Raw genomic sequence first — 13,474 nt, 5'->3', positions numbered from 1 at the left:
GAACCCTTTTATAGGACATTTTGCAGGTATCCTTCCGGCGTAATGGCCTATAGAACGCTTCTATTAGACATTTGAAGGGGTTTCTTCCGGTGTTCGGGCTTATAGAACCCTTCTATTAGACTTTTAACGGCGGTTCTTCCGGTGTTCGGGCTTATAGAACGCTTCTATTAGACATTTGAAGGTGTTTCTTCCGGTGTTTGGGCTTATAGAACCCTTCTATTAGACATTTGACAGGGGTTCTTCCGGTGTTCGGGCTTATAGAACGCTTCTATTAGACATTTGAAGGTGTTTCTTCCGGTGTTCGGGCTTATAGAACCCTTCTATTAGACTTTTGACGATGGTTCTTCCACGTTCCGGCATATAGCGCGCTTCATTTCCAAAAACTAATATGACAATAATTCATCCCCCTTCAAATTTCACTTCCGATGCACCAATCTCCGGTATTCCATCGGCGTCGTTCCCTCCACCTTCTTAAACAACTTAGAAAAATACGTGACATCGTCAATTCCCACATCACGAGAAATGGCAGATACCTTATATTCCGTTTCCGCCAAAAGCTTTTTGGCATGATGCATCCGGTAATGGGTTAAATACTGCATAGGACTAATTCCAATCGTTTTTTGCATGCAACGAGTCAAATAATCTGGATGAAAATTCAACTCTTCTTTTAAAACACTCATATTAACTGGATTTTTATAGTTTTCCTGAATGTATTTCATAGCACTCTCACATACCTTTTCGGTAGCACTCGGAATAGAGAATGCCTCCTTTTGCAACTGAACGATGAACTCAGAGAATTGAATTTGCTGTTTCAGATAATCATCTGGAACATGGGCATCCCCGTCTCTTGTAGTAAGAAGCGTTTCCAACTGCTGTTCGACGATCTCCCTTCTTTTCACTTCACCCCATTGCGGAATATGAAACTGATAATAACCTACTTCTGTAAATGTTGGTTCTTTCCTATACACAAAGGACCAATCAAGCTCCTTATCCTCCACCATCTGAAAATCATTTCCTGGGATAACGAAGTGCAGCCAGAAATAGTCTGTTTGTTCTGTGCAATCCGCATATCCTTCATGTCGTTCACCTGGAACCAAAATGACATATTGTCCTTCTTTTACAACAAACCTATTCTCGCCTTCCTGCATAAACAAGGTACCTTTTTTTACATACAAAAGGTCGAAAACGGTAAACACTCTGGAGAAGTGTCGTTCCCCTTTATAAAATGTATATTCTCCGCCCCTAATGAAAGTCGGAAATGGGGGGATAGACATAGCAATCATTGACATTCCTTACACCTCAAGTCGTAAAAATCCAATAAGTATCGAAATCATCTCTTTCTATTATAATGAAATCCGTTTAAACTAGGAATGGTTTTATGTCGGAATCATCAAAAGGAGTAACCAATATGAAAGAAACAAATACAAAGAAACTCACACTTTTTGCTTTAACATGGCCTATTTTTATTGAAGTTCTTCTGCACATGTTAATGGGGAATGCAGATATATTAATGTTAAGTCAGTATTCAGATGACTCTGTGGCAGCTGTTGGTGTTGCCAATCAAATCTTGTTTATGTTGATTGTCATGTTTGGCTTCATCGCAACAGGTACCACAATCCTGGTCGCACAGTATCTAGGATCAAAAAAAAGAGAACTCGCAGCAGAAGTAACGGTTGTCTCTATCGGAGCCAATCTAATTTTCAGTGTAGCTATCAGTATTTTAGTATTCCTTTTCAGTTCCAAGCTTTTGTTATTGATGGACCTTCCTCCTGAACTTTTGTCAGAAGCGGATTCTTATTTGAAAATGGTAGGTATCTTCTCATTTGTTCAGGCACTTGTCATCACAATGGGAGCTACGATTAGAAGTTACGGGTTCACTAGAGATGCCATGTATGTGACCATCGGCATGAATATTATAAATGTTATCGGAAACTATTTATTTATTTTCGGGCCGTTTGGTATCCCCGTCTTAGGTGTAGACGGAGTAGCATTATCTACTGTAACAAGCCGCGCATTAGGGTTAATTGTCATTACTGTCCTGCTTTTCAAAAGAATAGAAGAACCACTGCCATTTAAGAAAATGTTCCGCCTCCCTGTAAGTCATTTGAAAAACTTGTTAAAAATTGGTATCCCGTCAGCAGGAGAACATCTTTCCTATAATACTTCTCAAATTGTCATCACCTATTTCATTGTCATGATAGGTACAGAAGCATTAACAACTAAAGTGTACGCACAAAGTTTAATGATGTTTATTTTCTTATTCAGTGTTGCTATTAGTCAAGGTACACAAATAATGATTGGTCATCAGATTGGGGCAGGAAAAGTTGAAGAGGCATATAAGCGCTGTTTAAAAAGCTTAAGACTTGCCATTTTGATTTCCATTTTGACTGCTATTCCCATTGCATTTTTCTCTGATACACTTTTGGGGTTCTTTACAAATAACCCGGATATTATAACACTAGGTGGTACGTTGATTTTATTTACCGTGATCTTGGAGCCAGGGCGTTCATTCAATTTGGTTGTAATAAATGCTTTGCGAGCAGCAGGTGATGTCAGGTTCCCTGTTTATATCGGTATTTTGTCGATGTGGGGTGTTAGTGTTACTGTTTCCTATTTGTTAGGAATTCATTTTGGTCTTGGTTTAGTCGGTGTGTGGATTGCGATGATTTTAGATGAGTGGTTGCGTGGCATTATTATGCTGTACCGCTGGCGTTCCCGCATTTGGGTAAACAAATCATTTGTACATGAAAAAGCATCATAGAGTTTTCTTGATTAGAATTATAGGTAATTGGTTAACACCGCTGTGGATTTCCGCACGCCGAGGAGGCTCACGGACCGCCCGCAGGCAAGCGAAGCGCCTGGAACGGAAATCAACAGAGTTAATAGGCTATTTTACCTCAATAAAAGCCCTCCACACGGAAGGGTTTTTTTATTTATGTTAGATTTCCTTACAAACTAGTAAGCGCTTTCGACTGAATTTTTTGATAATTACTATTGCACACTGCATAATTATAGAATATGATATAAAACATAACTACCGATGTTAGGAAACATAACATTAACTTAAAGGAGCGATAACAATGAAAAAAGTGGAAGCCATCGTTAGACCGGAAACATTTCGTGCTCTTCGTGAAAAGTTGGAAGAAGTCGGAATCAACGGCTTAACCGTCTCTGAAGTAGCAGGTTGTGGCCAACAAAAAGGACAACAAGGTCTTTTTAGAGGAAATACTTTCGAGATCAAACTACTGCCAAAGGTAAAGGTGGAAATGGTGGTGGAATCAGAATATGTAGATGAAATTGTCCAAATCATTCAGGAAGTTTGCTCTACCAACACAGTCGGGGACGGAAAGATTTTCATCTATCCAGTGGAAGATGCCATCCGTATCCGTACAGGAGAAAACGGAAAGCTTGCCATCATTTAATTCTAATTAAGAAAGGATGATAGATATGAAAAAGAAAATTGGATTGCTCGTAACAGGCGGATTATTGGTCGGTTCCACAGCGCATGCTCAAGCACCTACGGTTGAAGGGTTAAGCGTCTCTCTTGACATGGTTTGGATTATGGTTGCTGCTCTATTAGTATTTTTTATGCACGCAGGATTCGCGATGGTCGAGTCGGGCTTTACCCGTTCGAAAAATGCATTAAATATTTTAATGAAGAACTTCCTCACTATCTCCATTGCATCTGTACTCTATCTCGCAATAGGTTATGCTCTTATGTTCGGTAGTTCCATTGGTGGATTCACCGGACTCGACGGGTTTTTCCTTACCGGCCATGAAGATCAAATAGGATTCTTCGTTTTCCAGGCAATGTTTGCAGCAACATGTGCCACTATTATTTCTGGTGCAGTTGCAGAACGAATGAAGCTATCAAGCTATATTTTATTGACAGTTGCTATGACAGCTATCATCTATCCGATTGTTGGACATTGGGTATGGGGTGGCGGATGGTTGTCCGAACTAGGTTTTACTGATTTCGCAGGCTCTACTGTTGTCCACCTCACTGGTGCTCTTGGGGCTATTGTTGCGGTGAAGTTTTTAGGTGCACGTCTTGGAAAATATACTAACGGCAAAGTAAATGTCATCTCTGGGCACAACATTCCACTTGGAGCACTAGGTGTTTTCATCTTATGGTTTGGTTGGTTTGGATTTAACGGAGGCAGTACCCTAGCTGCAGATCCGTCCCTTATTCCACATGTCATTACAACCACTTTATTATCAGCTTCTGCAGGTGTATTGGCATCTGCGTTCTACACTCAATTCCGATATCAGCGCATTGATGCTTCCTTAACGTTAAATGGCGCTTTAGCTGGATTAGTTGGAATTACAGCAGGGACGGGAGATGTATCTCCTATAGGAGCAATTATCATTGGATTGGTTGCCGGGGTCCTTCTAGTTGAATCCGTTACCTTCATTGATCGTAAGCTTAAGATTGATGATCCGGTTGGAGCCATAGCGGTTCATGGGGTTTGCGGAATTTGGGGTACACTTGCTGTTGGTTTATTCTCTACTTCAACGGGATTATTTTATGGCGGTGGAATTTCACAATTGGGTATTCAAGCGATTGGCGTTCTGGCTGTTACGGCATGGACAATCGGTTCAGTTGGATTATTCTTGTTTATTGTTACCCGTTTTTCGAGCATTCGTGTTACTAAAGAAGAAGAGATCTCCGGGCTTGATTTTGCAGAGCATGGTTCTTCTGCTTATGAGCTTAGAGAGTCGGTCTTTTCTGATAGTTCCGCACCGGAATTTGGTACAGGTTTAGTTCATCGTCTGAACAACTTAGGCGGAACAACGCAAAAACCTAAAGCTAAGGGTGTATAAACTGATTCCGCTTCGTCTAAAATGATAAAAATAAGAACAAAGCGATTCGTGGCTGAGCCCATTGAATCGCTTTTTGCTGTATACAAAACATATACAATTATTAAACTATAATGATATAATTCCTCCTAGAGGTGATATTGTTGAAGATTAACATGTGGGAGAAGCTGATTGTACGTTTTTTTATCGTTTGGTACATATGTGGGGTCGTGTTATTGACTTTTGACCTCTTGCCACCTTGGTTGGAATGGGCGAATGTGGTATTTCTAGTAACTGCCGGAACTCTAGGCGCCATATATTTTATAAAAAATTACCGTTCCATTGGGGTTTTCTTTACATTACTCGTCTTTTTTGTAGCTATGGCTGCTGAGCATTTTGGAGTAAAATATGGTTTTTTATTTGGCGATTATTATTATAATTCCTATTTCGGGCCAAAGTTATTTGATGTCCCCATTACCATTGGATTTGCTTGGGTTTTGGTCATTTCGACCTCACATGTAATCGCAAATAGGGTACTTTCAACTGCCCCAATTATCTTAAAAGCAATCCTTGCTTCTTTCGCTACTTTGGTATTGGATTTAATTATCGATCCTGTCGCCTATATCGCAAAAGAATATTGGATTTGGGAAGAAACAAGCTTTTATTACAACATTCCTATGTTTAACTTTTACAGTTGGTTCGGACTTTCCTTTGTATTTCATCTGGTCATCTTATTACTATCGAAAAATATTTCTCCACAGGAAAATCGTTACTGGGAGAAGAATATGTATGTATTGTACGGTTTGATGATTGGGATGTTCTGTATGATCGCCATAACTGCAGAGCTTTATCTGGCTTTGACTGTAACAATAATCCCAACTCTATTATTATATTTAGCTACCCTGAAATCAAAGGAGCTCTTGCATGATTCCAGCAAAAAAAAGCAAAGTATTTGATTATTTTTTTCATCAATTCAATAAGCGCTTCCTCCGTTTTCATTTTAAGGGAGTTTATTATGCTAAAGAGGAACATGTAAACCTCCCCCCATCCCCTGCCTTGTTCATTGTCAATCACAGTACATGGTGGGACGCACTGGTAGTTTTTCATTTGAATCAAATTATTATTAAACAGGAGAGCTATGTGATGATGCACGAGAAAGGAATTAGAGAGTTCCCCTTCTTCCGTAAAATTGGTGCATTTTCCGTCAACAGAGAAAATCCTAAGGACATTGTCCGCTCGATGAAGTATGCAAAAGAAAGATTAAATGATGGAAAAACATTGTGGCTGTTTCCACAAGGAGATGAGCGACACCTTGAGATCCGTCCGCTCGGTTTCCTGCCAGGAGCGATGCACATCACAAAGAATACAGACATTCCCATTGTTCCTGTATCCCTCTACTATACGTTCACTGGCGAACGTAAACCTGAGGTGTATATTAAACTAGATGAACCGATCTATTATTCTCAACTGCAGGGTGATTCTTCAAAAGAGAAAAACAATTCATTAGAGAAGCACTATACCCTTCTGCTGGATAAAGTCAAACAGGATGTCATACATCAAAAAACAAGCCACTATCAATCTTTACTATAATGATGGAATTTGAAGGAGGAAAACAGTTTTGGAATTATTCACTATCTTGCTATCTGGCGGGTTATTATTGTCTTTCCTCTGGATTATCATTAATGGATTGTTTTATCCTACCTATTCAAAACCAATAAAATCTGCAATCCCACCGCTTGTATCCATTTTAGTTCCCATGCGAGATGAGGAGCGCAACGTCCTCCATTTAATAGAAAATCTAAAACAATTAACCTTTTCTAATTTGGAATTTATCTTGTTGGATGATCATTCTTCCGACACAACCTATTCCTTGGCCTTGAACTCCACTAAGAAAGATAGCCGTTTTACTATTCTTCAAGGTGCTCCCCTTAAAAAGGGCTGGGCAGGAAAGGTGCATGCTTGCTATCAACTTTCTCATGCGGCTAATGGCGATTATCTGTTATTTTTGGATGCAGATGCACGGCTGCAAAAGAACACCATAGAAAACATGCTTCCATTTTTCCAGAATGAGAAAGTCGGCTTGGTTACTGGTTTTCCGCGGTTTCCAGTCACAAGCTGGTTAAGTAAACTAGTGGTACCTATGCAACATTTCGTCATCTGGCTTCATCTTCCCCTCGGGTTGGCAAATTACAGTTCCTTTAAGCCTGCAAGTGCCGCTCACGGAGCGTTCATGTTTTTTGAGAGAAGCGCCTATGACTTTGTGGAAGGGCATTTCTCAGTTAAATCTAGTATTGTTGAAGATGTGCATCTCGCCAGGGTGATGAAAGAACATGGATTCCAAGTAAAACTAATAAATGCCACTCCATACGTTACCTGTAATATGTATGAAACGAATCAAGAAGTCTGGAATGGTTTTTTAAAAAATATTTATATTGGCATTGGAAGATCACCACTAATGGCAATGGGCTTAACTTTGTTTTATAGCTTGTTTTATATTTCACCTCTTTTCTTAGCATTTTTATCACCCCTTTATGGAGTTTTATTTTTGGTGCCCCTGCTACTCGTATGGATGCAAAAGCTATATATTGATCTTAGAACTGGCCAGCTACCATACTTGTTTCTTTTCATGCCTTTAAGCGCTTTGGCATTCTTAGTAATTCTGCACGCTTCCATGTGGAAATCTTGGAGAAAACAACATTATATATGGAAGGGTCGTGCCTATAAATGAAAAATATCGTTGTCATTGGCGGAGGGCTTGGTGGTTTATCTGCTGCAATCAGTCTTGCTACCAAGGGATTTCATGTAACATTATTGGAAAAGAATACCCACTTAGGTGGAAAACTGATGCCTGTTCAGTTGGGAGAGGCATCTTTTGATTTTGGACCAAACACGATTACGATGCCAGATGTATTCCGGGAAGTCATTTCTCAAACAGGAGAAAATCCAGATTCATACTTTGAGTTTATCAAACTTCCAGCACACACTCGTAATCTTTCTCCAAATGGGGATGTTTTTGACTTCAGTTCTGATTCAGAGCACATGATTGACCAACTCGCAACGCTTGATCCTGTTGGTGCCAAGAATTATCCTGCTTATCTTGAGGAAGTCACACGTTTGTATAAGATGGGAGAAAGCCAGTTTTTCAGGAGGACATTTACTTCCACTGCGGATTACCTCTCTCCCAGCTTAGGATATTCCTTTAGCAAAGTCAGACCTTTTCAGTCTTTGCATCAGTTTCACCGAAATTATTTCACGAATCCTTTCGTTATCCAAGCACTAGACCGATATGCCACCTATATCGGTTCCTCTCCTTATGTCTCCCCTGCTACATTTGGCCTTATCGCTTATTTGGAGTTAGCGGATGGGGTGTATTACACAAAAGGAGGTAACACAAAAATTGCAGAAGGATTTGAGAAACTCGCTAGAAAACTTGGAGTTCTAATTAGGACTGATTGCAAGGTAACCGCAATTGAAGTGAAAAACAAACAGGCTGTGTCTGTTTCAACAGAAGACGGGGAAAAGTATCCGGCCGATACGGTTGTGATGAATGCAGACCTTCTTCACGCATACCCTGAACTTGTTCAAGAAGTGGACAGGCCTCATTTTACAAATAAAAAGGCAGCCAAATACGAACCTTCTATCTCTGCTTATGTAGTCCTTGCCGAAATGAATAAGAGGCATTCTGAACTTTTACATCACACCGTCTATTTTTCAAAAGAGTACAAACAGGAGTTTAACCGTTTATTTCAGGATAAAGCATATGCAACTGAACCTACCATCTACCTGAGCAATTCTTCTTTTACTGAAAAGGAAAGAAGTCCGAATGGGGATAATCTGTTCATTTTGGTCAATGCACCGGCAACAACTCTTCAAAACGAGAATGCTCAAGATTATAAGGACGTCATATATGATACATTAGCTGATCGCGGATTGTCATTAAGAGAAAATGTGCTTGCTGAAAAGGTAATAACTCCAAAGGATATACAAACTACATTTGGCGCATTTAGAGGGGCTTTATATGGGATGGCGTCTAACCGTAAAACAGATGCGTTCTTCCGTCCAAGAAACAAATCAGCCGACATTAGCAACCTTTATTTTGTCGGTGGCTCCACCCACCCTGGGGGAGGCTCGCCTATGGTTACACTGTCCGGTTTAAACGTTGCAAATGCTATAAGTAAAGCAAACAAAATGAAATAATAACCTACCATGAGCGTTCCAATCTCCTCTAAAATATAGGTTCTGTAATTACACCGCTGTTGATTTCCGCAAATTGCTTCGCTTTCCGCGGGACGGTGCTTGAGCCTCCTCACTTCGTTGCGGGGTCTCAACCAACCGTTTCTCCCCCGCTGGAGTCTTCGCCTTTTGCTCCAATCAACAGCTATGGATTAGAAAAACAAAGGTGTTAATTCATCTTGTTAGATAAGACTTTCATAATACTTTCTTTGAATGGAAAATCCTTGTTGATTGGAGTGGAAGGCGAGCAGATGCCCGCGGGAGGAAGGGGACAGGTGAAACCCCACCGGCGCAAGCCAAGGAGGCTCACGGACCGCCCACAGGTAAGCGAAGCGCTTGGAACGGAAATCAACAGTGATACATACTTTTTTATAAATAAAACCACAGCCCATTGGACTGTGGTTGTTACATTTGGGAAATGATTTGCTGCTTTTCCTCACTGGAAACATAATGCTTTGTCTTGAAGACTGAATACCCCTTTTTACGTATCGAACCAAGTATCGCGCGATACAAATAGGCCGCTCCTTTAACAGGAGTTCTCGAATGCATGGGATACAGATGAATAGTGCTCATCGCCTGTTCATAAAGTCTTTCCGCTTTATTTGCCATTTCTTCCCACACAGATATGAACTTATTATTCACAATATGCTTGTTCAAGTCATCCAGTGAATAGCCCGCTTTTTCCAGCATTTCGATCGGAATATAGACTCTCTCACGCTCAAGATCTTCCCCAATATCTCTAAGAATATTAGTAATCTGCATCGCCTGCCCAAGCGCGATAGCATCCTCTCTCAATTCACCTTTTTTCTTAGGAGCAAGAATCGGTAGCAGCATCAATCCAACGGTACTTGCCACATGATAGGAATAGTGAAGCACTTCTTCTTCTGTGAAATACATCTTTTTATATAGATCCATTTCCTGGCCAACTATCATGTCATGAAAGGATTGTACGTCCATCTCGTATCTATTGAAAACATCTTGAAGAGCTAACCACATTGGATCTTCAGACGGCAGTTCTCCATTTAGAAAAGAAGCAAACATTCCTTTGAATTCGAAGAGCTCTTCTTTGGGATTTACCCCTTCATCGACGATATCGTCAACCTGTCGACAAAACGCATAAACAGCCCATACCGCCTGCTTCTTTTCTTTAGGCAAGAGCATAAATGCTTTATAGAATGTTTTAGAATGTTCTTTAATTATGGATTCACAATGATGATATGCTTTCATTAAGTCGTTCATTGAGATTCACATCCTTTGCAGATGAATGATGGGCAAAATCATGGATAATCTGGTTTGCTGCAAGCTTAGCGCTTTGCATAACAATTGGTATACCGCCCCCCGGGTGTATAGATGCACCGGTTGCATAAACATTTTCCAGGTCAGAATTTGGTTTAGCCTGTGGTCTGAATACACCAGACTGAAATAAATTCGGAGCGATACCGAAGCTACCACCTTGAAATAATCCATCGAGCTCGGCATCATTAGGTGTTCTTACTTCCATCCATTCCATTCTTTTTGTTAAATCAGGAAATGCTCTGTTTTCAATATTCTTCAACATCCTGTCTTTAAATGCCTTTTCGTTGCTCCAATCTATATGGCTGCCAGATGGAACCGGTATCAGGACGTACAAAACACTTTTTCCAACCGGTGCCAATGTGGAATCGATTACGCTTGGATTGAATGTATAGAAGGAAGGATCTGTAGGTACCTTCTTTTCTTTGAACACTTCTCTCATATGCTGTTCGAAGTCTCCACCCATGAAAAATTGGTGAACATTTGAATCCTGATAGATTCCATCCACTCCAAAATAAAACAATACACACCCTGAGGAAGGTTCATAGTCTTTTTGAATATTGAAAAGTTCTGCTGAGGAAGGAAAATCACCATTCCAAACGAGTCCATCAACCGTAATACTCTCGCCATTAACTTTAATGGCCGTAACGCGTCCTTGCTCTTTTTGGATGTTTTCCACCTTACTGGAAAGATGCAGTGGGATTCCGCTGGCTTTCAACGTTTCCACTAGCACATCAACGAGAGATGCATAGCCTCCCTTCACATAGTGGATGCCATGTTCATGTTCACTAAAAGGAATTAAACTATACATGGCTGGAGCTGTTTGTGGATTACCTCCGATATATAACGTCTGAAGGGAATACGCTTCACGGAGTCGTTCGTCGTTGAAATAGGATCCTGCGAATTTTTTAGTTGATTGATAAGCTTTTAATCTTAGTAAGGTCTTAAGGTTTTTCCCCGTCCAGAAATCTCTTTTTCGCGTAAACGATTTCTCCAGGAACGAGGTTTTCCCCATTTCAAAACTTTTTTTCATGTCTGTCATGTATTGTTTAAAACCTATTTCTTCGCCTGGAAACTGCTTTGACAACTCGGATAGTTGAGTGTTTATATCTTTAAATTTTGTGTATTTCTTACCATCCTTAAAATGAATGGAATAAAGTGTGTCAAGGCTCATTAGTTCCCAAGCATCCTTGGACACTCCCGCTTCTGCCAGTATTTCTTTCAGCATATCGGGCAAGAGGACAATAGTTGGGCCTTGGTCTATCCGGTACCCATCCCTTTCGACAAAGGCAAGCCGACCTCCTGCCTGTTTTCCTTTTTCAAAAATACTAACGTGAAAACCCTGCTTTTTTAGTAAAAGGGCTGTAATCATTCCTCCGATACCTGCACCAGCGATTGCTATATGCTTACTCATTGAGCCTTCTCCAATCTTTGCGCTTGAAAGCTTTTTTGAGAATGTGTTTCATGCTTTTCCCTTAGGAGTCGTGTTGTTATTCTCGCCGATTCGAGAATGGTCGGTAATCCGCTTCCCGGATGTGTACCGCCGCCAACAAGCCAACAGTTTTCAAGTTCTTCAAATTTATTATGCGGGCGCAATACCATCATTTGTGTCAGTTGATGGCCAAGGTTAAAAGTCGCCCCTTTGTATACAAGCACTTCTTTTTCCCAATCAGCAGGTGTAATAATTTTTTCAACTTCTATATGATTCCTGAGTCCTTTTAATCCGCTCTTTTTCTCCAGTGTCTCAAATACTAACTCTCGAAACTTATCTTTATTTTCCTGCCAATCTATCTCACTGAAGTTGTTAGGAACAGGCGCAAGGATATATAGGGCAGACTTTCCTGCGGGAGCAAGTGTAGGGTCTGTCACTGAAGCATTTTGGACATAGATGGAAGGGTCACTTGATAACTTCTTTGTTCTGGTGATCTCTTCTACATTCTTTTTGTAGTCTTCAGCAAAAATAATGCTGTGGTGCGGTAGATCATAAACCGTGTCGAGCCCAAGATAAATCATAAAGGTAGAGCAGGAATACTTTTTCTTCTCAAGCTTCCGTTTACTGTATTTTTGCAATACGTTCTCATCCACTAAATTTGTCATCACATGGGCAAAATCACCGTTAACCACTACTTCATCTGCTTCCACTTTAGATCCATTCTCCAAAATGACACCTTTCACTTTTCGACCTTCTAGCCAAAGCTTTTTAACACCTGTACCAAGATTAATTTTCCCACCATATTCTTTCACCACTTTTGCCATGCTTTCAGAGAGCTGATTGACCCCTCCGATTGGATGATAAATTCCATATGCATGTTCCATCCAAGAGAGAATGGAGAAGGCACCAGGACATTCCCACGGGGACATTCCTAAATATTTTGATTGAAAAGTGAAAGCAAGTTTGAGTTGTTCTTGTCGAAAATATTTACTTAATTGATCGTACAAACTGCTGCCAAGGCTTAGCTGGGGCAACGCTTTAATGACTTTCCATTGAAAATAATGATAGAAACGATCCATTTTCCCCTGAAGGATTGGAGTGAGGGCGTCCATACGCTTTTCCGTTTCCGACATAAATCGGTCATATCCCTCTCCATCCCCAGGAAAATACCGTTCAATGGTTTCTTTCATTTTCTCCTTATCACGAGTCACCATAAATGATTTATCTGGAAAAACAAGTTCATACATTTCTTTTAATTCTTTCATGTCCATGTAATCATGCATGTTCCGCCTTGATTCTTCAAAAATTTCCTCTGCTATTTGAGGCATACTTAAAAAGGTTGGCCCCATATCGAAAGTGAAATCCCCTAATTTTATAGCAGAATTTCGTCCTCCAACATAAGGTTGTTTTTCCATAACGGTTACTTCATAGCCACTTGCAGAAAGCATCATGGCAGTTGCTAAACCACCAGGCCCTGCACCAATCACTACTATTTTTTTGCTCATTTCAAGTACGCCTCCTCATTCCAAACAAACCGTTCCTTAATTAAACAAATATTATACAAACATTATATATTCTTTTAAATACCCTTACAATCAATAACACTCTTTCTATTTAAAAACGGGTTGAAACGGCATTTGGATGATGATTTTTTCATAAACTGCACTAGAAATAAGGAGCTTGTACACACTAAAATGAAATAAAAACTCCTATCTA

11 protein-coding genes are annotated in these 13,474 nt (G+C 40.2%); 7 read left to right on the top strand and 4 right to left on the bottom strand.

Annotated features, from left to right (window positions below):
• Positions 1–416 precede the first annotated feature (416 nt).
• Positions 417–1,289: an AraC family transcriptional regulator gene (locus HF078_RS11535; protein WP_169291297.1), complete on the bottom strand. Its 873-nt coding sequence runs from the start codon at positions 1,287–1,289 to the stop codon at positions 417–419.
• 119 nt (positions 1,290–1,408) lie between these two features.
• Between HF078_RS11535 and HF078_RS11530 the strand changes: the two genes are divergently transcribed.
• From HF078_RS11530 to HF078_RS11500, 7 genes are all read left to right on the top strand, one after another.
• Positions 1,409–2,761, top strand: coding sequence for an MATE family efflux transporter (locus HF078_RS11530; RefSeq protein WP_169291296.1), 1,353 nt, complete (start codon positions 1,409–1,411; stop codon positions 2,759–2,761).
• A gap of 319 nt (positions 2,762–3,080) precedes the next feature.
• On the top strand, positions 3,081–3,422 hold the full coding sequence (locus tag HF078_RS11525; RefSeq protein WP_010192088.1) for a P-II family nitrogen regulator: 342 nt from the start codon (positions 3,081–3,083) through the stop codon (positions 3,420–3,422).
• A gap of 25 nt (positions 3,423–3,447) precedes the next feature.
• Complete coding sequence (locus HF078_RS11520) at positions 3,448–4,824, top strand: ammonium transporter (RefSeq protein WP_169291295.1); 1,377 nt, start codon at positions 3,448–3,450, stop codon at positions 4,822–4,824.
• Between the two features lie 140 nt (positions 4,825–4,964).
• Entirely contained in the window at positions 4,965–5,756 is a 792-nt protein-coding gene (locus tag HF078_RS11515; RefSeq protein WP_169291294.1) for a carotenoid biosynthesis protein, read from the top strand.
• The gene (locus tag HF078_RS11510) at positions 5,725–6,390 is read left to right on the top strand and encodes a lysophospholipid acyltransferase family protein (protein ID WP_169291293.1); all 666 of its coding nucleotides are present in this window, start codon (positions 5,725–5,727) and stop codon (positions 6,388–6,390) included. The genes HF078_RS11515 and HF078_RS11510 overlap by 32 nt, the downstream gene beginning before the upstream one ends.
• 28 nt (positions 6,391–6,418) lie before the next feature.
• Positions 6,419–7,528 (top strand): glycosyltransferase family 2 protein, encoded by a 1,110-nt coding sequence (locus HF078_RS11505; RefSeq protein WP_169291292.1) that lies wholly within the window; start codon positions 6,419–6,421, stop codon positions 7,526–7,528.
• Positions 7,525–8,997: a phytoene desaturase family protein gene (locus tag HF078_RS11500; RefSeq protein ID WP_169291291.1), complete on the top strand. Its 1,473-nt coding sequence runs from the start codon at positions 7,525–7,527 to the stop codon at positions 8,995–8,997. The genes HF078_RS11505 and HF078_RS11500 overlap by 4 nt, the downstream gene beginning before the upstream one ends.
• A 441-nt stretch (positions 8,998–9,438) precedes the next feature.
• On the opposite strand, the gene HF078_RS11495 is transcribed toward HF078_RS11500, so the two are convergent.
• From HF078_RS11495 to HF078_RS11485, 3 genes are read right to left on the bottom strand one after another with little or no spacing between them, the layout of a single operon-like run.
• A complete protein-coding gene (locus tag HF078_RS11495) occupies positions 9,439–10,272 on the bottom strand; it encodes a phytoene/squalene synthase family protein (RefSeq protein WP_169291290.1) in 834 nt (277 codons plus the stop codon).
• Positions 10,238–11,740, bottom strand: coding sequence for a phytoene desaturase family protein (locus HF078_RS11490; RefSeq protein WP_169291289.1), 1,503 nt, complete (start codon positions 11,738–11,740; stop codon positions 10,238–10,240). The genes HF078_RS11495 and HF078_RS11490 overlap by 35 nt, the downstream gene beginning before the upstream one ends.
• Positions 11,737–13,263 carry a phytoene desaturase family protein gene (locus tag HF078_RS11485; RefSeq protein ID WP_169291288.1) on the bottom strand — a complete coding sequence of 509 codons (1,527 nt, stop codon included), beginning with the start codon at positions 13,261–13,263 and terminating at the stop codon, positions 11,737–11,739. Before HF078_RS11485 ends, HF078_RS11490 begins: the two co-directional genes overlap by 4 nt.
• Between the last annotated feature and the right edge of the window lie 211 nt (positions 13,264–13,474).

Source organism: Bacillus sp. RO2 (genome assembly GCF_012911845.1).
In the GTDB taxonomy this organism is placed as follows: Bacteria; Bacillota; Bacilli; order Bacillales; family Bacillaceae_I; genus Sutcliffiella_A.
This window is presented reverse-complemented; position numbering and strand designations above follow the sequence as displayed.